Genomic DNA, 23,917 nt, shown 5'->3' on the forward strand with positions numbered 1-23,917 from the left:
GATTCGATGGTCAGATCGAATCCCTTTTTGCTCTGCTTTTTCAGGTTATACGGAGCGAACATCCAGCAAAATTCGGCCACGTCCATGTCTGGACTCACTTTTGGCATGCGCTTGATTCGCTTCACTTAAAGGAAAGATGGAATCAATCTCTGAACGGAGGGAGCCTTCAGCGATAAGCTGAGCGACCGTGTACAGATCTTCTGATGTCGGTAATTTAGAATTAAACTTGGCGGTAACGCCATACTGCTTTGCTTTTTCTGCAGAAGGCAGTTGAGTTAACGATACCAGTCGGCCTCCAGGTTTCAGAACACCCCATGAGCGGTCTTCGATCTCTCCACCAACAGCGTCAACAACCAGATCAACATGGCTTACCAGCTCTTCAAACAAGGCTGTCTTGTAATCAATCACTTGATCGGCACCCAATGAAGCAACAAAATCAACATTGGCACCAGACGCAGTAGCAATAACATGAGCGCCTTTCCATTTGGCCAGCTGCACCGCGAATTGTCCGACACCGCCCGCAGCAGCGTGGATCAGCACCGTTTGCCCGGCTTCCAGCTCACCTTCGGTGAATAGCACCTTCCATGCCGATTCGGCTCCACCTTTGATGGTCGCAGCACCCTCAAAACTCAGGTCGTCTGGCATATGCACCAAATCCTGAGCAGGAGCCATACCATATTCAGCATAACTTCCGTTCACATTACCAAAAACACGATCTCCCGGCTGGAAGGTATCGACACCTTCTCCCACGGATTCAACGATGCCAGACATAGCCGTTCCGGGTGTATACGGCAGCTTTTTGACAAACACGTTCTGCAACCAGCCGTTGCGAATCTTCCAGTCCAGCGGAATAGCTCCGGCATACTGAATGCGTACCAGAACTTCCCCGGCCGATGGCTGAGGCATATGAACTTCCTGTTCGAACTGTAATTTCTCTGGGCCACCGTATTGATGAACTTGAATAGCTTTCATTGTAGATGTATGCATTGTGTATTCGCTCCAATCGTTAAGGGATTTAGGATCTACTGCACTGAACTCCTCATTATTTAATTCCTGGAGATTATGATGTTTGTTGAGATCTTCTTCGAATGCCATATTTACCTCAATTTTCTCTTTTGCGTTGTCGGCAACATAAATATATCATTTTAATACGTGGTTGGCAACGTAATTTTATTTCTTATATGTAATGCTTACTTCTATATAAATAAAAACATATATAATATGCCTGTATAGCTTCTCTGAATTTCCAGACAGAGGCACATTCTTACATGATTACGGAGAATGCGTAAAAGATTAGATTTGGATAGGTTAATTTTGTGATAAAACTCACTGAAATATTATAAATATTGTGAACACTCCTACCGATAAGACTATAGTGATATTCGAAACGGAAATCGAAATTGGCTTGAATATCCCCATAATTACATAGGGAAAAGGGTGGCTCACACACATGCGAAGCATGAGCATAGGTACCAAAATCAGTTTGATCGTTATCAGTATATTTATCGTCTTCTCTTCAGCCGTGGCGGTAAGTGTAATTCTGGAGATGAGACAGGGGATTACGACATTTGCTACAGAGAAGGCGAAGCGAGATCTGGAGATGGCGAATCATATCATTACATATAAGCATCCAGGAGATTGGGCTATTAAGGACGGACAATTATTCAAAGGAGATACTGCGCTGGAAGGCAACTTTGAACTTGTGGATGAGATTGGAGAAGCATCCGGGGACACGGTGACGATCTTCCGAGGGGACGAACGTGTCGCTACGAATGTCATGGTGGACGGGGAGCGAGCTGTCGGCACGAAGGTATCGGCAGAGGTCGCCCAGACCGTTTTGCAGCAAGGAGAAAAATACTTCGGTGAAGCGGTGGTTGTGGGTCAGAAATATCAGACGCTCTATGAGCCAATCAAGAACGCGTCCGGAGAGATTATCGGGATTTTCTATGTAGGTGCTTCTCAATCGTTAATTGATGTGATTATCTCTTCGTTCCTCAAGACTTTCATAATCGTATTCCTGATCGCGATGTTGGTCGCGATTACCCTGATCCTGTTGTACGTTCGCAGGGTGAGAGTAAGAATCGAACGGGTATCCATGGCGATTAAACGTGCGGGGACGGGCGACTTCACACAGCCGGTTGTGGACGACGTCCAAGACGAAATTGGCATGCTGGGCACGGGATATAATGAGATGAGAAGCAATCTGCAGGTCATCATTCAGGGTGGACTTCAGGCTGCGGAGAAAGCAGAGCATTCGACTGGACTGCTACTGAAGATTGCGGACCAAACGGCCAATGAATCGGCGCAGATTGCATCCTCCGTTGAACAAGTCGCACAGGGAGCCGAGAGTCAGACGATCAGTACGGAAGAAAATCTGCAGGCCATGGAAGAAGTGGCGATAGGTGTACAACGTATGGCAGATAAGGCCTCCAGTATTTCGGAATCTGCATTGTATTCACGCAGGCAGGCAGAAACTGGAGGGGAAGCGGTGCAACTGACCGTTCAGCAGATGTCTACAATCGAATCCTCCGTTACCACAACGGATGAGGTCATTCGTATGCTGGAAGGGAAGTCGGCCCAGATTAGCCAGATGGTTTCTACCATTCATGAGATCGCGAATCAAACGAATCTGCTTGCCCTCAATGCATCCATTGAAGCGGCAAGAGCGGGGGAGCATGGCAGAGGATTTGCCGTGGTATCTACCGAGGTTCGTAAGCTGGCCGAACAAGCTGGAGATTCTTCAGATCGCATTGAAGAACTGGTTCAAGCCATGGAACAAGATATGAAGCAATCGCTATCGGCCATGTCAAGAGTGAAGGACGAAGTGCAAGAAGGACTGCGTTTGACCAAGGAAACGGAACAGAACTTCAGCCTGATTCGGGATACAAACCTGCGTATTGCTACAGAGATTGAGGACATGGCTGCAACGAGTGAAGAGATGTCCGCAGGTGTGGAGCAGATTGTGGCTTCCGTACATGAGATCGCTCGGCATGCGCAGACGGCTAGTACCAATTCACTACAGGCAGCGGATTCTGTTCACGAACAGCTCAAGTCGGTAGAGCAGATCAAGGCATCTGCAGCTATTTTGTCCGATGTGTCCACAGAGCTGCAGACCTCACTTAGTCCGTTTAAGATTTAATATCTGTTACAATAGGGAAAAGGAGGGACTTCATATGGCCCCTGATAAAACAAAACTTTTCCCGAACGAGAATATCCGTACGGTATGTTACATTCAAAATCTGCCGCCGCGTTCCAACGTGGATATCGGTGATTATACGTACTATAGCGATAACACGAATCCGCCAGAGCAATTCTATGACCGGATACAGCATCATTATGACTTTATTGGTGATCGCCTGGTGATCGGCAAATTCTGTGCAATTGCGGAAGGTGTGACATTCATGATGAATGGCGCGAATCATCGGATGGAGGGCATGACGACGTATCCGTTCAACATTTTTGGTGGAGGATGGGAGCGCGTGACACCTACACTGGAGCAGCTTCCATATAAGGGGGATACGGTACTGGGGAACGATGTATGGCTCGGGCAAAATGTGACGATCATGCCTGGTGTCACGATCGGAGACGGTGCCATTGTTGCTTCCAATTCAACCGTTGTGAAGGACATTGAACCCTATACGATTGTTGGTGGTAATCCAGCCAAGAATGTTAAAAAGCGCTTTGATGAAGAAACAATTGCGTTGCTGCTGGAATTGAAGTGGTGGGATCAGGATGAGGAATGGCTGGATACCCATCTGGAACGTCTTGTCTCTACATATGATTTACAGACACTGCGCGAACTTCTGAACAGCAAGTAGCATAGGTGTGAAAGGAAGACAAGAAAATGGCTGGTTCCTGACGAAGTCATTTTTCAAGCAAATCAGGCCCTGGACCGTTTTGAGCGGATCAGGGCCTCTTGTTGTCCAAGATGAAATGTTAGTTTAGCGGGTGGGTGGTCGTAGGGTACAATCAGACTTTGTTGATGGGGGCTTCAAATGAGTGTGATTTTCTGTATGATCCGTGTTCGTCTGTTTGCCTGAATAAAAGTTAATGATATCATCAACGGTAGTAAACACGACATTTAAATCCATATTATCATTGTGTGTTTGAATAAAAACCTCTTTTCAATAAGTTGTTGCGTTGTTTAATTTAAAGCTTCTTTCATGCTTAAGCCTGCTGTGAATACAGGAACTTTACCTGCAGGTAGTTGAATTTCTTTGCCTGTTCTCCGACTTCTTCCCGTTCTTGCCTCACGCTTTTGTACTTCAAATTTCCCGAATCCAACCAGTTGAACTTCTTTACCTTCTTTGAGAGCTTCGAGAATCGAGTCCAATACAACGGTTACAGCTTTTTCAGCATTCTTCTTGGAGAAACCGCCAGCCTTAGCTACTTCTGTGATCAATTGTTCTTTATCCATGGGGAATACCTCGCTTTCATTCTTGGGATGTGAAATCTTTTGTTTACTGTGCAACATATGAGTAAATAAAAAGCTGCCTTATTAATAAGGCAGCTTTCATATAATTAAAGTTTAGTAACGTTCTCAGCTTGTGGTCCACGGTTGCCTTGAGTTACTTCAAATTGAACGCGTTGACCTTCGTCCAAAGATTTGTAACCTTCACCTTGAATTGCACTGAAATGAACGAATACGTCTGTTCCTTCTTCAGTTTCGATAAAGCCGAATCCTTTATCCGCGTTGAACCATTTAACTGTACCTGTTTGCATGTGATTCCTCCAAAAAATAAGTTTTTAGCCGATCATTATGACGAGTATAAATTAAAATTGACACTCACCTGGTGCATTTAAACCACAGACTTGATGTCCGCTAATGTATCGATTAATATGATAATACCATGTCCGCTAATATAAGTCAAGATTTGGAGGTATTTTCTAATGAATCAGTCATCAGGGATTTCGGTGCAGCGGGAACCGACGGTAGAGGAATTCGTACATATGCTTGCCAGTGAGGGCGATTTGCATCCCAAAACCGTGAAGGAATACGCAAGTGATCTGAAGCATTTTATCGAATGGTACAAGGAAAGCACCATGCTCAGCGAAGAGTTCACACTGCGAATCGAAGACGTGGATACCCCCACTTTAGTCAATTATCGTGAAGATGCACACAAAGTTATGCTATTGAAGCCGGCCACCATTAACCGGAGATTGATTACATTGAAGCGTTTTTTCAAATGGGCTGTCTTGGAAGCCAGGCTCAGTCATGATCCTTCCAAAGTATTAAAATTCATTCCGGAAGATAAAGTCAGCCCGCGCCGAATGACATCCGAAGAAGAACAAGCGTTCATCATGGCAGTGGAGTACGGCAACTCCCTTCGTGATCAGACCATCCTGACCCTTATGTTTCACACAGGCTTGCGCACAATGGAGGTATGTAACCTCACGCCTTATGATATCGAACTTGGTAGACGAAGTGGTCACCTGACAGTAAGAGCCGACAAACGCAACGGGCAGCGAAAGATTCCTTTGAATGTGCAATGTGTTGTCATATTGAATCAGTACTTATCTGGTCTGGATACGGATAGTTCTTACCTTTTTCCTTCAGAGAAGACGAATGATCGTTTAACGGAGAGAGCGCTGCGCCACCTCATCAAAAAGGTAATGATTGCAGCAGGGCTAGAAGGACTGAGTTCACACGATCTGCGCCATCGTTTTGGCTACGCCATGGCAGAACATACGCCGCTGCACCGTTTGGCGGAAATGATGGGACATACCAATCCGGATACCACAATGATTTATGTTAAAGCATTGAGTACGAATCATCGTTGAAAACAAGAATGAAGGATCGAAACTATAGTTAGAATCAAAACTCCTCTTATTAGATGTACTTCGAAATTTTCCGTGTTTGTATTACTTTAACCTACCCTTAGCATTCATATACTATCCTTAACCTGTTATATAGGAGACTGCCCGTCAGGGTTGCCTCACCTCTAATGAAGAAAGCGATTACATATTCCGTATAATATTGTATATTATGATGGCAACCTCGGAACGTATCCACAGGAGAACTTTGCATTTTTGCAAGAATCCCGTAAGCAATAGAAACCAATTGTTACACAATGCTACATATATATTATTTGCTAGGGCATAAGGCCCGTCATAAAAGGGAGGAATCCGATCGTGTACCGGGTACTGCTGGTGGATGATGAAGAAGATGTACGCGAAGGACTGGTTGTAGAGGTCGATTGGGAAGCGCTCGATCTGCGCATTGTCGGTTTGGCAGAGAATGGGCGGGAAGCATTGGAGATGGCGGAACGGGTAGAGCCGGATATTGTGGTGACCGATATCAGCATGCCGTTCATGAATGGTCTGGAACTCGCGCAAAGATTGAGGAAGCGAAATCCACTTGTGAAGGTGGTCATTTTGACTGGATATGATGAATTTGATTATGCGAGGCAGGCCATCTCGTTAAGTGTGGATGAATATCTGCTAAAACCGTTCTCGGCAGGGCATCTCACCGAACTGCTCACAAGATTGCGCGCCCAAATGGCGGCTGAAGTTGCCGAGCGTGAAGATGTACAGCAGCTGCGTGAGCACTATCACACCAGCTTGCCTTTATTACAGGCAGATCTGATGGCGACCTTGCTCCATCGGCAGAAATCCTCGACATATATTCGTAGTAAAGCCAAACAATGTGGATTAGATCTGACAGGGAAACGGTACGGTGTATCTGTATTGACACTGCATATGGACGGAGATGCTGAACTGAAACGCTTTGCTGCACTTAACATTGCGGCAGAAGTGTGGGCTGAGCATGGGGCTGGTCATGCGTTTATGCATCAGGAGACGATTGTCCTGCTCTATGTGGATCGCTCGGGCGGTACAGATGGAACGAAGCGGCAACAGAAGGCATTGGAAAATGTCATACGCAGCATCAACCACTACTTACGTATCCCGGCGACAGTGGGATCTGGCCAGATTGTGGATACACTTGCGGATGTGAATCATGCCTACGAAGATGCCCTGCTGGCACTGGATTATCGGCTTGTGCCTGGGACGGATTCAATCATATATATTGCGGATGTGGAGCGGCAGACGGCGGGCAAGCTGCGTTTTGACGAGTTGAAGCAGCAGACGCTGACTCGTTGTCTGAAGGCCGGGACGCAGTCAGAGCTGGAGGAAGGCTTAGAGATCATTTTCCGGGAAATTACGGTAGAACACGGGCGAAGTGATATTCAGCTCTATCTAATAGAAGTGTTAACAACGGTCTGGAAGGCAGCACAGGCATCAGGAGAAGCGATGGAAGATATCTTCGGTGCAGGGTTCCAGTTGTATGCGGATTTGTTCCGACTGCCGGGACTTACTGAGGCGCAGATAAAGGTGCGAGAGGTCTGTCTGCTCGTACAACATCGCATTGCCAGCGGACGCCAGCATGTATACAAAGATATTGTCGAGCAGGCATTAGTTTTCACGAAAGAGCATTATGCTGACCCGGACCTTTCCATTCAAAAGGTGTGCGGACATCTGCATATCAGCTCCGGTTATTTTTGCGGCATTTTCAAAAAAGAAGTGCAGCTTACCTTCCTGCAATACCTGATGCAGATCCGAATGGAGGCAGCGCGTGAACTGCTTCGCTCGACAGAGCTAAAGTCGTTTCAGATTGCGGAGCAGGTTGGCTTTGCCGAACCGAATTACTTCAGTTTTTGCTTCAAAAAACATATTGGCGTCTCACCCAAAGAATATCGTAAACAGGCCTCCCAGGCAGCAAGTGAAGGGTCGATTCGATGAAGTTCCTGTTCAGATGGGTGAAGTCCATGGGAGTTCAATTGCGCTCTCGTCTGCGTTCCTCCAGGGTCAGCAGTATTCGGTTTATTATTACGTGGTCCTTCTCCGTCTTCATTGTCTTGGTGCTGACCATCATGGCGATGCTTCTGCATGACAAGTTCACGCAGGCTGCCGAGCGAAGTGCGGAACTGACGACGAGACAGATTGTGGATCAAGTCAGTTATAACCTGGAGGATTACGTCCGCAGTATGTCGCATCTGTACCGTGCCATTGAGGAACACATGCTGCGTGACGGGACATGGGAAGGGGAACAGGTGGACAAACAGCTCGACACACTGCTCAGCAGTCGTGAGGATATCATCTCCATAACTCTGCTCGATTCCAAGGGGCAATTGCTGAAGAACAGACCTACAGCCGAATTGAAAACCAGTGCCCATGTGACACAGCAAGGGTGGTTTCAGTCTGCGCTCCGTGTACCAGATCACCTGAGTTTCTCGTTACCTCATATTCAGAACATGTACACAGGCCCATATAAATGGGTCGTTTCCATGAGCAAAGGTATAACGATACGCCAAAATGGTCAGGATCGGCAGGTCATCCTGCTGGTTGATATCAACTTCAAACAGATGGATGAACTGAGCCGCCGGGTCAGTCTGGGGCAACGGGGATACATCTATATTATCGATGAGAGCGCGGGCAATATCGTGTACCATCCACAGCAGCAATTGATGTATATGGGTCTCAAAAGCGAGAATATCGAACAGGCTTTGGTGGCTTCCGGCAGTTATGAAGATGAAGCAGATGGGCAGAAAAGGCTGAATACCGTGAAGTCGGTTGCCAATATCGGGTGGAAAATCGTTGGTGTCGCCTATCTGGATGAGATTATGACAACCCGTCAGGAAGTGAACGGATATCTCATTCGTGTTCTGGTGGTAGTGCTGGTGCTGGTCATTCTTGTCTCTTTGTTCCTATCCTCCAGTCTGACTCGCCCGATCCGGCGAATGGAACGCAAGATGAAGGCCGTGGAGCGTGGGGATTTCAACGTGGAATTGCCTATTGAAGGGCCGCTGGAGGTGGAACGTCTATCTCGTCGCTTTAATCTGATGGTCAATAAAATTCGCACCCTGATGGATGAGATCATCCATGAACAGGAACAGAAGCGGCGTCTGGAGCTGGAAGCCTTGCAGGCCCAGATCAATCCACATTTTCTATATAATACTCTGAATTCGGTAGTGCGCATGGTTGGCATGAGCCGCAATGAGGAAGTGATTACGATGATCACGTCTCTCTCTCGCCTTTTCCGCATCAGTCTCAGTCAAGGCAAAACGATAATCACAATCAGGGAAGAGCTGGAGCATGCCCAGCATTATTTGACGATTCAGCAGATGAGGTTCAAGCGCAAATTCAACTTTACGATTAAAGCCGATGAGACGCTTCTGGATTGCCTGACATTGAAGCTGGTGCTGCAACCCCTGATTGAGAATGCCATTGTTCATGGCATCGAGTACCATATGGACGAGGGATGTATTGAGATCGATGTCTATCGTGAGGACAACAAGTTGGTGTTTCGCATTACAGATAATGGGGTCGGCATGACGGAAGCACAGATGTCAGGGTTATTAAGTGGCAGTCCGGTTGTTAAAAGCGGTGCAGGATCAGGCGTAGCGGTACGCAACGTACATGATCGAATTCGGCTTTATTACGGGGAGGCATATGGCCTTGAATTTGCAAGTGAGTTGGAAGAAGGCACCACGGTCTGGATGCGGATTCCTGTTCAATCGCAGCAGAAGGAGGGCGAGCCTGATGACGGACAATAAGGTGAATAGGAGCGATATCCCCAGCCACAGAGTTGTAGGGTCATACATTCGTACGTTTTTGAAAAAGGTTGCTGCGAGCTTTCCAGGAATACGGAAACGTCGGTTAGTAACCCTGACAGCCGCAAGCTGCTGTCTGTTCATATGTAGTGCCTGTGGCTCATCGAGTCCCGATGCTACGGCAGTAACGCCACGTATCGCGCTGATTACGCCAGCTGGAACAGGGGAACTTGCGGAAGCCATCCGGCTTGGTGCCGAAGCGGCTGCCAAAGAAAGTGGGGCGGAGCTGATGACCGTGGAGGCATACCCTTCCGACGGTAATGTGTATACGCCATCCATTCCAGACTCCGTTGGTAGTCAGATACAGGCTAAGCAGGCCAATACGGGCCGTGGAACGTTGTCTCGCAGTGCACGGGAGCAGGCCCAGGTGGATGCCGCGGCATTGGCTCTGAAGCAGGGAGCATCAGCTCTATTGGTTGATCCCCTAAGTGAGAAAGCACTTAGTGACATCATTCAGGAGGCACAGACAACAAATTCCGATGGAACCATTGTTCCTGTCATTGTACTTAACGATGAATTTCCCGTGAAAGGTATCACCAGTGTCATCTCTATGGATAATGTGGAGGCTGGACGGCAAGCAGGGCAGGCCATGGCAGAGCTATTGGAAGGACGAGGGTATGTGGCTTTATTGGGTCCCGATCCTCTTAATTCTGGTCTGATTCAGAGAGAGCAGGGGGTTATGGAAGCCTTGGTTCAGTATCCTAATATTCAAGTGGAACCCAAATCGATATGTAATACCAGGGATGGATGTTGGCAGACTGCGAAGCAATTGCTGGATCAGCAGGAGGTGGATGGCTTCATTGCTCTTCAGGAACCGGCTTCTCTGGGAGCAGCCGATGAACTGAATCGACGCAAATCTGCGGATAAGGTAAGAATTGTTGGATTCGGCAGTGAACAACAGCAACTGGAGCAATTGCAAGAAGGGGTCTTTGATCATCTCATCGTCCAGAATGGATACAGTGCAGGTTATCTGGGATTGAATCAAGCCGTTGCGCGGCTGAACAATCAATCGGTGCAGGCGAGAGTGTTACTTGAGACGAAGCTGGTTAGTACCGACAATATGTTCTGGATGGATAACCAGAAGCTGCTGTTTCCTTTTGTTCAATGAACGAGTGCCGGAACGAATGCTGAATGATGAAATTAATCCATTTTCTTAACTTGAGGAAGATTTCGATAAAACAGGTGAAGATATTGTATTCGAATTTAATGTAAACCCTTTCATAATAAAGATATCGGTAAAGCCGAATGAACTTGGGGGAGGTCATTAGGATATGAAGAAAACATGGATGACACTGTTAATTACGGCATGTATGGTTGTGGCGGCGGGTTGTAGTAGCGGTGGAGATAGTGCAGGTGGAAGTACGGGGACAGATACAGGAGGCCAGACAGCAGCCGGTACGGAAACGCCCAAGATTGGTGTCGCTATCTACAAATTCGATGATACGTTCATGACGGGTGTACGTAATGCGATGACTGCAGCAGCGGAAGGCATTGCGACCCTGGATATCGTGGATAGCCAGAATGCACAACCGACCCAGAATGAGAAAGTCGATCTGTTTGTATCCAAGAAATATAATGCAATGGCTGTGAATCCGGTAGACCGCACGGCGGCAGGTGTCATCATTGACAAGGCCAAGGCAGCGAATATTCCAGTGGTGTTCCTCAACCGTGAGCCAGTAGCTGAAGATATGAACAAGTGGGATAAAGTGTACTATGTAGGAGCGAAAGCGGAGGAGTCCGGTACGATCTCTGGACAACTGATTGTGGATTACTGGAAAGCACATCCGGAAGCAGACAAAAATGGCGATGGCAAACTGCAATACGTCATGTTGAAAGGGGAACCGGGTCACCAGGATGCAGAGCTTCGGACCAAATATTCGGTTCAGGCGATCCAGGATGCCGGTATCGAAGTGGAAGCACTGGCGGAAGACACGGCGATGTGGGACCGGGTGAAAGGTCAGGAGAAAATGCAGGCGTTCCTGGCTTCCCATGGTGACAAGATTGAAGCCGTTCTCGCGAATAATGATGACATGGCCTTGGGCGCCATTGAGGCATTGAAAGCAGCCGGATACTTCAAGGATGGCAAATCGATGCCGGTAGTAGGCGTAGATGCAACGGCTCCGGCTATTCAGGCTCTACAGGATGGTACGATGCTCGGTACGGTGCTCAATGATGCCAAGAATCAGGGTGCAGCCACGGTAGCACTGGCTTCCGTACTTGCCAAAGGTGAGACACCAACAAAGGAAAATACCAAATATGACATTACAGATGGTAAATATGTCTGGATTGCCTACAAAAAGATTACAAAAGACAACATTGCCGACGCCCAATAACAGTACGAGACAGGGACGTCCGTCATTCGGGTAGCGTCCCTTTTTTGCCGGTCATATGGAAGGGAGGAACCAAGATGGAGTCACCTTACCTGCTGGAGATGAATGGAGTTTCCAAAGCATTTCCGGGTGTGCAGGCACTAAGTCAGGTCACATTGAAAGTGAAGCCGGGAACGGTTCACGCCTTGATGGGAGAGAATGGAGCGGGGAAATCGACGCTTATGAAATGTCTGTTCGGCATGTATCGTCCAGATGAAGGAACGATACGAATCGAAGGAAAGGATGTGGATATTCCGAATTCCAAAGCGGCACTTCAGCAAGGCATATCCATGATTCATCAGGAGCTGAACCCGGTCCCGCATCGTCCGGTGATGGAGAATATATGGCTGGGTCGTTTTCCGATGAGGGGGATACTGGTGGACGAGAAACGGATGTATACCGATACGCTGGCCCTGTTCAAGGACTTGAACCTGGATATTGATCCGAAGGCTCAGGCGGGAACACTGTCTGTCTCCAAGATTCAATCCATGGAAATCGCCAAGGCCGTCTCTTTTCAATCCAAAGTCATCGTCATGGATGAGCCAACTTCTTCCCTGACAGGCAAGGAAGTGGATCAGCTATTTGCCATTATTAATGAACTGCGCAGTCGCGGCGTATCCATTATCTATATTTCACACAAGATGGAGGAGATCCTGACGATCTCGGATGAAGTGACGATCATGCGTGATGGCTTCGTTGTCGGGACTTGGGATGCCGCTGATTTAACGACAGATCTTATTATTACGCGCATGGTTGGCCGTGATCTGGATGAACGTTTCCCGGAACGGACGAACGTACCCGGTGAAGTGATATTGAAAGCCGAGGGTCTGACATCGAACCAGTCCAAATCGTTTCGTGATGTATCCTTTGAGCTGCGAAAAGGTGAAGTGCTCGGTATTGGTGGCCTGGTTGGAGCACAGCGGACAGAACTGATGGAGTCCTTGTTCGGACTGCGCGGACTCGCTTCAGGTACCATTTCGATTCATGGGCGCAAGGTGAAAATTAACTCTCCCGCAGCAGCGAAACGTCATAACATTGCGTTGCTCACGGAAGAACGAAGGGTCACGGGAATTTTCCCAGTGTTGTCAGTGTATGAGAATACGATCATTGCGAGTCTGGGGCGCTACCGAAATCGCGTGGGCTTGCTGGACGAGAAAAAGGGCCGCGAAGAGGCACGTGAGCAGACGCAGAAGTTCAGAACCAAAACGCCTTCAGTTAACACGCTAATTCGCAACCTGTCTGGTGGTAATCAACAAAAAGTTCTACTAGCTCGCTGGTTGCTGACCGACCCGGAGATACTTCTGCTGGATGAACCGACACGTGGCATCGATGTAGGAGCCAAATTCGAGATTTACACCATTATTATGGAACTGGCTCGTCAGGGCAAAAGCATTATCATGATCAGCTCAGAGATGCCAGAACTGCTGGGCATGTCGGATCGCATTATGGTGATGAGCGAAGGGCGTCTCACTGGAATCGTGGACGGAGCCGAGGCAACCGAGCAGAATATTATGAGGCTGGCCGCGCAGCAACGGATGGCTTAGTCAGGAGGGAAACAGATGAACACACAGATGATCAATCAAGTAAAACAATATGTCACACAGCGCGCAATCTTTATCGTATTGATTCTGCTCATCATTGGTATTGCGATTGCCGATCCGAATTTTCTTGCCTTCTCCACACTGCGGGACATCTTACAGCAGTCCTCCACACGGGCCATTATTGCGCTCGGTGCAGCCTTTATCCTCGTCACGGGCGGGGTCGATCTGTCCGCTGGACGGGTGGTTGGTCTAACGGCTGTTGTATCGGCATCGATGTTGCAAATTGATGAATATGCAAATCGCTTCTTCCCCGATCTGCCCCAGTTATGGGTGGGTCTGCCGATCCTTGTGGGGATTACCGCAGGTCTATTCGTGGGATTGGTAAATGGACTCATTGTCGCCAAATTACATGTGCCACCTTTTATCGCAACGCTGGGTACAATGGTAGCCGTGTATGGATTGAACTCCATTTATTTTGATACGGAACCCAACCAATCGCAGCCGATCGGAGGATTGAGACCCGACTTCACTGTCATTGGCTCTGGCTACATTGATCTGGGCGGGGGTTATTCCATCCCTTATATCGTCCTCATTGCGATTGCGGTGGCATTAATCTGCTGGGTGATCTTTAACAAAACACGTCTCGGCAAAAACATGTACGCGATCGGCGGCAACATTCAGGCAGCGCATGTATCCGGGATTCATGTAGCACGCAACCTGGTTGCCCTGTATGCCATTGCGGGTGCATTGTATGGTCTGGGTGGTGTGCTTGAGGCAGCACGAACAGGCGGAGCAACAAACAATTACGGTAACATGTATGAGCTGGATGCGATTGCCGCATGTGTGGTAGGTGGTGTATCAACGGCTGGAGGTATTGGGACTGTGCCTGGAGTTATGGCAGGTGTACTGATCTTCGGGGTCATCAACTATGGCCTGACGTTTATCGGTGTAAGTCCATACTGGCAGCTGATTATCAAAGGATTGATCATTGTTGCTGCGGTGGCTTTTGATATCCGTAAGTATATGGCAAAGAAATAAGATGAGCCAAAAAAGGTTACACCAGTCACTCCGATGACAGAACAACCTTCTGATCGCTGTTATCCCCAGATTTTCCCTTCTAAAGAAGTGAAAATCTGGGGATAGCATATGCTTCCGATGCAGCTTTCTTTCAGAAAGCTTTTAGGCGAACGCTCCGCTTCTTCAGGTTATTTCTGTCTTCTACGTTATCGTGTAAATAATTTGTTCATCTTATATGGAAAAGCAGCAAAGAAGCCAGCCCTCGGGATATAGAGAGCTGGCTTTAATTGTTTAACCATTGACCATCCAATCGATAACGGGGATAAATAGCCCAATAATGCAAAAGAGCAACATGAATCCGGCGACGTTATAAGATACACTTGTGCCAAAATGTGCACGATATTTTTTGGCAATTAAGAAGGTCGGAATCCAGAAAAGGGCTGCTACCACAAAAGGAATGTGAAGTCCCTGAGTTCCGTTGCTATAGATAGGCATGTTTATTAAGTTGAACAGGTAATGGCTGATCATAAAATTTGTTTTGCCCCATTGGAAGTTAAAGGCGAGACCCATCAACAGTACGAGCAGAGAGAGCGTTCCGAGGCCCAGTGGTTTTCGTTGTGTTGTCATGTAGACTCCTCCATAACTATGATTTTATCCTAAATTAATCCATTAATGTATTGTATCACAATGATGATCCATGCGTAGAATAATTGTTTCACTTTTGCCTATTACAATTCATGCATATGTCCTATTGCCTTCATAATTTATACATTCATGCGAATTTGAGAAGCCTCCACTAATCGACAACATCAGCTAATCATACTCGATATAATACATGTACATAAGTTGTTAGATGTGATTTTTTATGTCAAAGGGGGCGAGGCTATTTGCTAAGTTACACGATGAAAATGGTGATATTCCCACTAGGCTGTCTGCTTGTCATTCTGTCCTCTTATGTTCTAAGGCTTACCCCTCATCCGGCATTGATGTTGTTAGCGGGGACCTTATTGGTAGCGAGTATTTATGGGGAGAGAAGATATCCTGTGCTGCGGATGTTTCATTGGATTTTTCTCGGACTATTCCATTATTTCAGTCAACTGAACTGGTGCAACATGCTGTATTATATGCTCATTATTTCGATGATTCAGGATAAACAACGCGTAGCACAGACTTTACCGATCTCGCTGCTGCTCATGCTGCAATATACGGTGATTCGGCTTTCGTATGTGCCTGTAGATACATATGCTTTGCTGGTTTCGTTATTTGACCTGTTAACCTCAGTTGTTATCATTTTTTTGTATCACACGTTGATTAACAGTGAGGTCGAGAAGCGTCGGCTTCGGGAAAAAAATCGATTTTTAACCCTTCATGATCCGCTTACCGGATTGTTAAATTATGAAGGTTACATGGAAGTGCTGCATAAGACAGTGGAAGAGCGTCGCTCTTTTCTGCTTGTCCTTTTGAATGTCAATAATTTTAGCGGATATAAAAAAGATTCAGAAGATCCCTGGTGTTCGGTGATCACGGGAACAGGCGAAATGATTACCAATCAGTTCACCGAGGCGTATGGCATATCCCGATATGCGGGAGATCGTTTTGCAGTCGTTTTGCCGGAGATACAGGACGTGGAAGAACGAATCGCATCACTACTGTCCGTTCAGCTTCAAGGCCTACAGGTTAGCTATAGCATCTCTCTCTACCCGGAAATGTCGGATACCTTGCAGCACTTTATGACGGTTGCCGAGGACAGGTTACTTCAACAACAGCGCAGCAAATGGCTGAAAAATGAAGAAGAAGTATTCCGTTCCGAAAGGCTAAGAGCTGTAGGGGAACTGGCCGCTGGTATGGCTCACGAAATTCGGAACCCACTCACCGCAATTCGGGGATTTCTGCAGCTGTCACGTGGACAAGCGTACAATATCGCCCCGTGGTATGAAGTGATTATGGGCGAGGTGACGAGGGTAACCGATCTGACGGCTGAATTTTTACAGTTCTCCAAACCACATGCCAATCACATGAAACCGGAACAGTTGGGACACTGCCTTGAACGTGTCATGTCTTTGACCGAGTCAGACGCGGCATCCCGAGGGCATCGGATTACGCTTGAAATGACTAGTGAGCCAGTCATGGTCAACATGGACCGGGATAAAATTGTGCAGGTATTGATCAATCTGATTCGTAACGCTTTTGAAGCGATGGAAGACCCTGGCGAGGTTCATATGGATTTGTTGCAGGACGGGGAAGCAGTACTCGTCTCGATTACAGACACGGGAAGTGGCATTCCGGAAAATTCGCTATCCACGATCTTTAATCCATTTTATACGACCAAAGAAGAAGGAACGGGACTCGGGCTTGCACTCTGCCAGAAAATCGTTCAGGACCACAACGGTAAAATTACCGTCCATAGTGAGATGGGGGTTGGTTCTACTTTCACGCTTCATCTGCCAATGGAGACGTAACTCGTATAACGGACCCAGAAACAGCAACAACATAATCAATAAACAAAAAAACGCCGTATGGGTCCTGGAGAACCTCATGCGGCGTTTAGTATTTCGATTAACCTAATGTGTAGAATCCACATCGTATCAGATCATTTTAGTTGTCCCTGATGTAACTGATAGTAGAATCCTTGTTGCTGCATCAACTCATCATGATTGCCCCGTTCAGCGATCTGTCCATCATCAATGACGAGAATCTGATCGGCTTCACGAATCGTGCTCAGTCTGTGGGCGATGACGAAGCTGGTGCGGTCTTTCATCAATGTGCGCATCGCTTCCTGGATTTGCATCTCTGTACGCGTATCGATGCTGCTCGTTGCTTCATCCAGAATGAGAATGGCTGGATCAGCCAGAATGGCCCGGGCAATGGTTAACAGCTGTCGTTGTCCCTGACTCAGATTGCTTCCCCCGGAAATGATGGGTGTATCGTAGCCCTGTGAGAGTTTGCGGATGAATGAATGGGCATTCGCCAGCTCGGCCGCTTGCCTGATCTGTTCATCCGTTGCGTCTGGCTTGCCGTAGGCGAGATTGTCGCGAATGGTACCCGAGAACAGGTACGCATCCTGAAGTACAATGCCGAGTTGCCGACGGAGTTGATCCTTCTCCAGTTCCGAGATGTCACATCCATCGATGGTAATCCGCCCACCTGTAATCTCGTAGAAACGGGGTAACAGGTTGATAATGGTCGTTTTACCTGCGCCGGTGGGTCCAACAAGTGCAATCATCTCACCCGGTTTTGCGGTAAAGCTAACCTTCTTCAGAATGTCTCGATCCGCACTGTACCCGAAGGAGACGTCTTCAAATACCACTTTACCTTGGATCTGATCCAGTTGTTTCTTCTGTTCCTCTACATATTCGCCAGGTGTATCCATGATGTGGAACACGCGTTCAGCACCTGCGATTGCAGCCTGAATCAGATTGTACTGATTGGCCAGATCGTTGAGCGGCCGCTCAATCTGGCGGGAGTAGGCGAGAAAGCTGACGATAAGTCCGATGGACGTAAGATCATGATAGGCCATCCATCCACCTACAGAAGCCAGTATGGCAAACCCGATATTATTCATTACGTTCATTGTAGGGCCAACCAGACCTGAAACAGTCTGGGCCTGTGTGCTGGATGTGCGCAGTTTCTCGTTCAGGTTCTGAAAATGCTGATGTGCCTGATCCTGACGGTTATAAGCCGCTACAACTTTTTGTCCAGCAATGGTTTCCTGAGCATACCCGTTAAGCTCACCAAGTAATTTCTGCTGGGCGGTGAAGTGTTTGCGTGTTCTTGACGCAATCAGGCGAGTGGCGATGGTAATCAACGGTACCGTTATCAGACTGAGCAGGGTAAGCCGGACATCGAGTGCAAACATGATCGACAAGGAACCAACGAGCAGGATGGCACTAGACATTAATTGAGTTACGCTTTGATTCAACGTTGTAGATACGTTATCGATATCATTGGTGGCCCGGCTCATCAGGTCCCCGCTTTGATTTTTATCAAAAAAGCTGATCGGCAGCTCTTGTAGTCGGGAGAACAACGCATGTCGCAGATCCTTAACGGTCAACTGTGACACACCAATCATGACATAGGATTGAGCCCACATCAGGAGCGAGCCAAGGACATAAACACTCAGCAAGAGGAGACATTCCTTCAGCAAACCCGCTGTTACTTTGGGCACGATATGTTCGTTAACAGCACGGCCGAGAAGATAAGGTCCTGCCAGATTGAGCAGTGTGCCGAGAGCAGTTAGCACCAATGCAGCAATAACTCCTTTGCGATGACGTCCCATGTACGACCATACCCGAATCAGGGCATGGCGAGCATTTTTGGCTCGGACTTTGGGAACAGGTCCTCTTCCCGCTGGTCCGGGTCTTCCAATCGGAGGCACGACCGTTTGTTGATTAGAGGAAGATGCAGGTTTAGCCAAATTGAACATCCTCCTTCCGTTGCTGCGAATAATAGATCGCTTGGTAGTGTGAAGAATGAGCCATAAGGTCATCATGTGTGCCCCGGGCAACGATTTGTCCTTCATCAATGACATATATACAGTCTGCATCCTTCACGGAGGAGATCCGCTGTGCAATCAAAAAGGTCGTGCTGTCTTTCATCAAGGTTTGCAAAGCCTTCTGAATGTTCGCTTCCGTACGTAAATCCACAGCACTGGTGCTATCGTCGAGAATCAGCACTTCTGGCCGCATGAGCAGGGCGCGTGCAATGGATATACGCTGTTTCTGTCCACCGGACAGATTGACCCCACGCTGACCCAGCTCCGTGTCATACCCATCTTTCAGTTTCATAATAAAATCATCCGCTGCCGCAGCTTGTGCCGCAGCACGTAATTCAGCATCCGTTGCACCGGGCCGGCCGAAGCAAATATTATCCCGGATGCTGCCGCTGAACAGGATGGATTCCTGCAGCACAATAGATACACGGCTGCGAAGATCCTGAAGATCCCAGTGGCGAACGTTCACTCCGTTCACGAGCACTTCACCCTGAGAAGCATCATACAGACGGGGAATCAGCTGCACCAGCGAGGTTTTGCCTGAGCCTGTTGAGCCAATCAGGGCTACTTTCTCACCTGGGCGAGCGATCAGGTTAATTCCTGTAAGTGTATGGTCTCCGTCATAACGGAAAGATACGTCTCTGAACTCCACTTGACCCGCTACGCGTGAAGGAAGGGGAGATGGTTGGTACAAGTAATGATCACGCTTAGACTGATGTGACTGTATATTACCGGAGTTGTCGGTTCCCGATTGAATATCCGGCTCGGTATGTAACACCTCGTTGATCCGGGCAGCAGATACCTTGGCCCGGGAGAAACTCATCATCATCATGCCGATCGACGTGAGGGAAGAGAGTACAACCGTGACATAGTTGATAAAAGCAATTAGATCTCCGGCGGCAATATCGCCTCCGACTACCTGGAAACCTCCGAACCACAGTACCGCTACAATGGTAGCATTCAGCATGAGGCTGAGTACGGGTGCATTCAGTGTGACGATCCGCCAGGCTTTCACGGCAGTTGACGTGTAATCTTCATTGGATTGCTTGAAGCGCTTTTTCTCCAGACGCGCACGTGCAAACGCCTTGACGACTCGGATGCCAGCGAGATTTTCCTGCAGAACGGCATTGACCTGATCGAGCTTGCTCTGAACGCTGGCGAACAGCGGATAGGAAGCTTTTATCAGGATAAATAAAATTATAAACAGTACCGGCACAGTCGCAATAAGAATCAAAGCCAGCTTCACACTGATCGTAAACGCCATGATGATACTACCGATGATCAGCATCGGCGAACGGATAAACATCCGCAGCAGCATCTGTACAAAGGTCTGCATCTGGGTAATGTCACTCGTCAGACGAGTAATCAGAGATCCTTCCTGAAACGTATCCAGATTACGGAAGGAGAAGGTTTGAATATGGTCAAACAGTTCCTGGCGCAGATCCGTGCCGTATCCCACGGCAGCCTTACTTGAATAGAGTGTACAGCCTGCGCCGCCGACCCAGCCAATTAACGCAACAAGTAGCATGATCAGACCTGTAGTTACGATATGGGACAGGTTGCCTGCAAGAACACCATCATCCACGATGCTGGACATCAGCTTGGGCTGGAGCAGGTCCATGGCAACCTCAAGTACCATGAGCAGCGGGGCGAGGATCGCCGCCGACTTATACGGGGTCAAGAATCGTTTTAACGTCCACAATAGGAAATCACCTCAGTTTTAATTGCATAAGTAAGTTGTTGTTAGCGATGTCGCGCGTATGCATCACTTCAGGATTCACGCAGGTTTTGGAGCATACGCTGTGCAAGTGCAGACATCAGCAGGGATTCTTCCGGTGTAAAATCTTTCTCGGCCTGCCGTTCCAACTCCTGAACCACTTCTCTCAGTTCTCGTAGTGCAGAGCGTCCCTGATCCGTCAGGAATACCCGTAAACTGCGCAGATCCTTCGGGTCCGCTTCACGTCTCACATAACCAGACGTTTCCATGCGCTTGAGCATGACAGTTACGGTTGCGGGACTGCGCCGAAGTTGTTCGGCCAGATTTTTCTGGGATTGACCATCCTCCCGTTCAAGCTGGAATAGCAAAGGCGGCTGCCCCGGGTATAACTCGGGGTGGTTCACAAGTTTCTCATGAACCTTGTAGCGTTTCAGCTTCACGAGTTCGGATAGCTGTCCCATTAACCGATCGTTTTGGACTGGGTTCATATCATCCGCTCCGTTCATATTCATTTAGTTAGTCGACTAACTAAATCATAAGTTTGATTTGACATATCGTCAAGTGATGGGAACTCATTTATTTTGAACTGGAAATATTGACCTGAGACAAAATGGTGTGATAAATTGATATTATCTAAATATTAATAACATATTGTTAATAACAGAATGGGGTTTGTATACGATGACTAACGAAGGTTCATCTGGAGGAAAAGCCCCCGATTACCGGGAGCATCAGGATCACGTACATATCAGTGAACAACAGTTTCTGGAAACGTATAATGCTGGCGATTACGAACGTCCTTCCGTCACCGTGGACATGCTGGTATTTACGATTCGCAGTGAGGCCCAGGAGAACTATCGCAAGCTTGCGGAACCCGAACTCCAGTTACTGTTGATCCGGCGGGGTGGTCATCCCTATCTGGGCCAATGGGCGTTACCGGGCGGATTCGTCTCCATGCAGGAATCATTGGAAGATGCTGCTCGGCGGGAATTGCTGACGGAGACGGGGCTGGATGATATTTATCTGGAACAACTGTACACATGGGGAGATGTGGAACGTGATCCACGTACGCGTGTCATTAGCTGTTCCTATATGGCGCTGGTCGATAGCAGCGAGCTGGAGCTTCAGGCTGGCGATGATGCCAGCGAGGCCAACTGGTTTCGGGTGGAGCAGCGACTTCTGGAAGAAAAGCGGCATATTCACGAGCGTGGACGTGTGACAGAACGCAAGCTTCAGTTGATTTTGACCAATGGAACCGAAGAGTTGTCGGCAATTGTTGAGACGAAAGAAACGGTGGAAGGACGAGTACGGAGCCATAATTTGACGTTGGGTGAGGTTCAGGGGATTGCCTTTGATCATGCCAAGATCATTCATTATGCGCTTGAACGTCTGCGATCGAAGATCGAGTATACGGATATTGCATTCAATCTGATGCCAGAGACGTTCACGCTGACTGCCCTTCAGAAAGTACATGAGATCATCAGTGGCAAAAAGCTGCTGGCTGCCGCTTTCCGGCGCAAAATCGCCGATTGGGTCATCGAGACAGGAGATTATGCGAGCAGTGCCGGTCATCGACCATCACGCTTGTACCGATTGAATCCAGAGAGGCAGACACTGTAGACACGGTAATTATTAATGAAGTAGGACGAAGTGATTCAAGCCAGGGGCGGGATCGCTACAACCATGAGGAACAAGTAAAGAGGGGATATGGATGGAAAAGTTTACGTTTTTCTGGCGGACTGCATCTCCGTTCTCACAGTGGCACCCGGCGGATTTTACTGTAAAAGGGTTTCGCTACACGAGTGCGGAGCAATACATGATGCATCAGAAAGCGCTACTGTTTGGCGATCAGACCATCGCAGATAAAATTCTGAAGGCAAGCTCTGCTTCGGTACAAAAAAAGCTGGGCAGACAGGTCGCAGGCTTCGACCAGACAGTATGGGAAGCGGAATGCCAGCGCATTGTCTACGAGGGCAATTTAGCCAAATTCACACAAAACGAAGAACTGCTAACCGCGCTGCGCGGCACTCGTGGAACGACCCTTGTGGAGGCAAGCCCGGATGATCGCATCTGGGGTGTGGGACTGGCAGAGGAAGATCCGCGTATTCGTAATAGAAGAACATGGCGGGGAACCAACTGGCTGGGTGAGATTCTGACCCGTCTTAGAGAAGATATAGGAAGTGATTCAGATGAATAATTTTAATAAATCAGCAGGCTCCACTAGCTCCAATCCACGTTCCATGCGGGCCAGTATTGCACAGCAAACGCTAGCTATTCTTGATGAAGGGCAATACGTGAATGGATATAATCGCAAGGTTGAGATGGGCAACGATGTGCAGCAAGCCATCCGAAATTCGGTATTATACCGTCCTTTAGAGCTTTCCGGACTCAGAGAAAAGCTACGTACAGAAGCTCGCGCAGAAACTCATTCGGTAGCTTCATTAACTGAAGCAGAATCTGAGGCTGTGTCGGTTCGCATTGAGGTTACTGGCGAGACTACACTTGGAGCGGCTTCACGTTTGACGGTAGTTGAAGGAAGAGAAGATGTGGTCTGTTTGAACTTTGCATCGGCAAAAAATCCGGGTGGTGGTTTTCTTGGTGGAAGCCAGGCACAGGAAGAGAGTCTGGCCCGAGCGACAGGACTATACCCGTGCATCGCCCAAATGGATGAAATGTACGAGTACAATCGCAAGCGGCGATCGGGTCTCTATTCCGATCATATGATCTATTCACCTCGTGTTCCCGTAATTCGTGATGATGAAGACCGACTGCTGGACCAATATTATGTATCATCATTCATCACTGCGCCAGCGGTTAATGCGGGTGTGGTGAAAGAGCGTAGAGAGGCTGATGATCTACAGATTGAGTCCGTGATGAAGGAACGTATCCGTTATATTCTGGACGTGGCTGCTTCGAATGGTCACCGCACGATTGTGCTGGGCGCTTACGGTTGTGGAGTATTTCGTAATGAACCGACAGTGGTGGCGAAGTATTTTCATGATGTGTTAGTGGGAGAGGGGTTCAAGGATTCCTTTGAACGAATTGTATTTGCTGTATATGATCGATCCGCAGGTCAGCGAACATTAAAGGCATTTCAGGATCGCTTAACTGGGATATAAACAGAGTAAAATAGATAATAAAAAAACAAAAACCTCTGCTTTGAGCGGAAGAGA

Annotated in this window: 20 protein-coding genes; 13 read left to right on the forward strand and 7 right to left on the reverse strand. The window is 48.0% G+C overall.

Annotated features, from left to right (window positions below; genetic code table 11):
* Positions 1–45: 45 nt before the first annotated feature.
* On the reverse strand, positions 46–987 hold the full coding sequence (locus tag MHI06_RS05390) for an NADP-dependent oxidoreductase (RefSeq protein ID WP_340400727.1): 942 nt from the start codon (positions 985–987) through the stop codon (positions 46–48).
* 463 nt (positions 988–1,450) lie between these two features.
* On the opposite strand from MHI06_RS05390, the gene MHI06_RS05395 reads away from it, so the two are divergent.
* A complete protein-coding gene (locus tag MHI06_RS05395; RefSeq protein ID WP_340400728.1) occupies positions 1,451–3,139 on the forward strand; it encodes a methyl-accepting chemotaxis protein in 1,689 nt (562 codons plus the stop codon).
* Positions 3,140–3,173: 34 nt separating this feature from the next.
* Positions 3,174–3,818 (forward strand): Vat family streptogramin A O-acetyltransferase, encoded by a 645-nt coding sequence (locus MHI06_RS05400; protein ID WP_340400729.1) that lies wholly within the window; start codon positions 3,174–3,176, stop codon positions 3,816–3,818.
* A 326-nt stretch (positions 3,819–4,144) separates the two neighbouring features.
* Here the strand turns inward: MHI06_RS05400 and MHI06_RS05405 are convergent, their stop codons facing one another.
* Together MHI06_RS05405 and MHI06_RS05410 are read right to left on the reverse strand one after the other, a co-directional pair.
* Positions 4,145–4,417, reverse strand: coding sequence for an HU family DNA-binding protein (locus tag MHI06_RS05405; protein ID WP_169480336.1), 273 nt, complete (start codon positions 4,415–4,417; stop codon positions 4,145–4,147).
* 104 nt (positions 4,418–4,521) lie between these two features.
* A complete protein-coding gene (locus MHI06_RS05410) occupies positions 4,522–4,722 on the reverse strand; it encodes a cold-shock protein (protein WP_017690333.1) in 201 nt (66 codons plus the stop codon).
* Between the two features lie 168 nt (positions 4,723–4,890).
* On the opposite strand from MHI06_RS05410, the gene MHI06_RS05415 reads away from it, so the two are divergent.
* From MHI06_RS05415 to mglC, 7 genes are all read left to right on the forward strand, one after another.
* Entirely contained in the window at positions 4,891–5,781 is an 891-nt protein-coding gene (locus tag MHI06_RS05415; RefSeq protein WP_340400730.1) for a tyrosine-type recombinase/integrase, read from the forward strand.
* Between the two features lie 351 nt (positions 5,782–6,132).
* The gene (locus MHI06_RS05420) at positions 6,133–7,740 is read left to right on the forward strand and encodes a response regulator (RefSeq protein WP_340400731.1); all 1,608 of its coding nucleotides are present in this window, start codon (positions 6,133–6,135) and stop codon (positions 7,738–7,740) included.
* Positions 7,741–7,766: 26 nt separating this feature from the next.
* Positions 7,767–9,554, forward strand: a complete 1,788-nt coding sequence (locus MHI06_RS05425) for a sensor histidine kinase (protein ID WP_340400732.1) — start codon at positions 7,767–7,769, stop codon at positions 9,552–9,554.
* Entirely contained in the window at positions 9,541–10,719 is a 1,179-nt protein-coding gene (locus MHI06_RS05430) for a substrate-binding domain-containing protein (RefSeq protein WP_340400733.1), read from the forward strand. The genes MHI06_RS05425 and MHI06_RS05430 overlap by 14 nt, the downstream gene beginning before the upstream one ends.
* A 163-nt stretch (positions 10,720–10,882) precedes the next feature.
* Positions 10,883–11,944, forward strand: a complete 1,062-nt coding sequence (locus tag MHI06_RS05435) for a galactose ABC transporter substrate-binding protein (RefSeq protein WP_036672480.1) — start codon at positions 10,883–10,885, stop codon at positions 11,942–11,944.
* A 74-nt stretch (positions 11,945–12,018) separates the two neighbouring features.
* Positions 12,019–13,524, forward strand: a complete 1,506-nt coding sequence (locus MHI06_RS05440) for a sugar ABC transporter ATP-binding protein (protein WP_340400734.1) — start codon at positions 12,019–12,021, stop codon at positions 13,522–13,524.
* Between the two features lie 15 nt (positions 13,525–13,539).
* The gene (gene mglC / locus MHI06_RS05445; RefSeq protein ID WP_036606383.1) at positions 13,540–14,559 is read left to right on the forward strand and encodes a galactose/methyl galactoside ABC transporter permease MglC; all 1,020 of its coding nucleotides are present in this window, start codon (positions 13,540–13,542) and stop codon (positions 14,557–14,559) included.
* 270 nt (positions 14,560–14,829) lie between these two features.
* On the opposite strand, the gene MHI06_RS05450 is transcribed toward mglC, so the two are convergent.
* On the reverse strand, positions 14,830–15,165 hold the full coding sequence (locus MHI06_RS05450) for a hypothetical protein (protein ID WP_340400735.1): 336 nt from the start codon (positions 15,163–15,165) through the stop codon (positions 14,830–14,832).
* Positions 15,166–15,425: 260 nt separating this feature from the next.
* Here MHI06_RS05450 and MHI06_RS05455 point away from each other — a divergent pair, with 260 nt between their 5' ends.
* Positions 15,426–16,997 (forward strand): ATP-binding protein, encoded by a 1,572-nt coding sequence (locus MHI06_RS05455; RefSeq protein WP_340400736.1) that lies wholly within the window; start codon positions 15,426–15,428, stop codon positions 16,995–16,997.
* A 131-nt stretch (positions 16,998–17,128) separates the two neighbouring features.
* Here the strand turns inward: MHI06_RS05455 and MHI06_RS05460 are convergent, their stop codons facing one another.
* The 3 genes from MHI06_RS05460 to MHI06_RS05470 form a co-directional block, all read right to left on the reverse strand.
* Positions 17,129–18,952, reverse strand: a complete 1,824-nt coding sequence (locus MHI06_RS05460) for an ABC transporter ATP-binding protein (RefSeq protein WP_340400737.1) — start codon at positions 18,950–18,952, stop codon at positions 17,129–17,131.
* On the reverse strand, positions 18,945–20,729 hold the full coding sequence (locus tag MHI06_RS05465; protein WP_340400738.1) for an ABC transporter ATP-binding protein: 1,785 nt from the start codon (positions 20,727–20,729) through the stop codon (positions 18,945–18,947). The genes MHI06_RS05460 and MHI06_RS05465 overlap by 8 nt, the downstream gene beginning before the upstream one ends.
* Positions 20,730–20,797: 68 nt before the next feature.
* Positions 20,798–21,232, reverse strand: coding sequence for a MarR family transcriptional regulator (locus MHI06_RS05470; RefSeq protein WP_340400739.1), 435 nt, complete (start codon positions 21,230–21,232; stop codon positions 20,798–20,800).
* 193 nt (positions 21,233–21,425) lie between these two features.
* On the opposite strand from MHI06_RS05470, the gene MHI06_RS05475 reads away from it, so the two are divergent.
* From MHI06_RS05475 to MHI06_RS05485, 3 genes are all read left to right on the forward strand, one after another.
* Positions 21,426–22,364, forward strand: coding sequence for an NUDIX domain-containing protein (locus tag MHI06_RS05475; protein WP_340400740.1), 939 nt, complete (start codon positions 21,426–21,428; stop codon positions 22,362–22,364).
* A 91-nt stretch (positions 22,365–22,455) separates the two neighbouring features.
* A complete protein-coding gene (locus MHI06_RS05480; RefSeq protein WP_340400741.1) occupies positions 22,456–22,941 on the forward strand; it encodes an NADAR family protein in 486 nt (161 codons plus the stop codon).
* Positions 22,934–23,863, forward strand: a complete 930-nt coding sequence (locus MHI06_RS05485) for a TIGR02452 family protein (protein WP_340400742.1) — start codon at positions 22,934–22,936, stop codon at positions 23,861–23,863. The genes MHI06_RS05480 and MHI06_RS05485 overlap by 8 nt, the downstream gene beginning before the upstream one ends.
* Positions 23,864–23,917 lie beyond the last annotated feature (54 nt).

This window comes from Paenibacillus sp. FSL H8-0079 (genome assembly GCF_037991315.1).
Taxonomy (GTDB): domain Bacteria; phylum Bacillota; class Bacilli; order Paenibacillales; family Paenibacillaceae; genus Paenibacillus.

Excerpts from the sequence above, each read along its gene's own strand:
- MHI06_RS05485 (WP_340400742.1), top strand. The coding sequence starts at position 22,934 with ATGAATAATTTTAATAAATCAGCAGGCTCCACTAGCTCCAATCCACGT.
- MHI06_RS05480 (WP_340400741.1), top strand. The coding sequence starts at position 22,456 with ATGGAAAAGTTTACGTTTTTCTGGCGGACTGCATCTCCGTTCTCACAG.
- MHI06_RS05430 (WP_340400733.1), top strand. The coding sequence starts at position 9,541 with ATGACGGACAATAAGGTGAATAGGAGCGATATCCCCAGCCACAGAGTT.
- MHI06_RS05425 (WP_340400732.1), top strand. The coding sequence starts at position 7,767 with ATGGGAGTTCAATTGCGCTCTCGTCTGCGTTCCTCCAGGGTCAGCAGT.
- mglC (WP_036606383.1), top strand. The coding sequence starts at position 13,540 with ATGAACACACAGATGATCAATCAAGTAAAACAATATGTCACACAGCGC.
- MHI06_RS05440 (WP_340400734.1), top strand. The coding sequence starts at position 12,019 with ATGGAGTCACCTTACCTGCTGGAGATGAATGGAGTTTCCAAAGCATTT.
- MHI06_RS05400 (WP_340400729.1), top strand. The coding sequence starts at position 3,174 with ATGGCCCCTGATAAAACAAAACTTTTCCCGAACGAGAATATCCGTACG.
- MHI06_RS05415 (WP_340400730.1), top strand. The coding sequence starts at position 4,891 with ATGAATCAGTCATCAGGGATTTCGGTGCAGCGGGAACCGACGGTAGAG.
- MHI06_RS05435 (WP_036672480.1), top strand. The coding sequence starts at position 10,883 with ATGAAGAAAACATGGATGACACTGTTAATTACGGCATGTATGGTTGTG.
- MHI06_RS05390 (WP_340400727.1), bottom strand. The coding sequence starts at position 987 with ATGCATACATCTACAATGAAAGCTATTCAAGTTCATCAATACGGTGGC.
- MHI06_RS05410 (WP_017690333.1), bottom strand. The coding sequence starts at position 4,722 with ATGCAAACAGGTACAGTTAAATGGTTCAACGCGGATAAAGGATTCGGC.
- MHI06_RS05395 (WP_340400728.1), top strand. The coding sequence starts at position 1,451 with ATGCGAAGCATGAGCATAGGTACCAAAATCAGTTTGATCGTTATCAGT.
- MHI06_RS05450 (WP_340400735.1), bottom strand. The coding sequence starts at position 15,165 with ATGACAACACAACGAAAACCACTGGGCCTCGGAACGCTCTCTCTGCTC.
- MHI06_RS05475 (WP_340400740.1), top strand. The coding sequence starts at position 21,426 with ATGACTAACGAAGGTTCATCTGGAGGAAAAGCCCCCGATTACCGGGAG.
- MHI06_RS05405 (WP_169480336.1), bottom strand. The coding sequence starts at position 4,417 with ATGGATAAAGAACAATTGATCACAGAAGTAGCTAAGGCTGGCGGTTTC.
- MHI06_RS05470 (WP_340400739.1), bottom strand. The coding sequence starts at position 21,232 with ATGAACCCAGTCCAAAACGATCGGTTAATGGGACAGCTATCCGAACTC.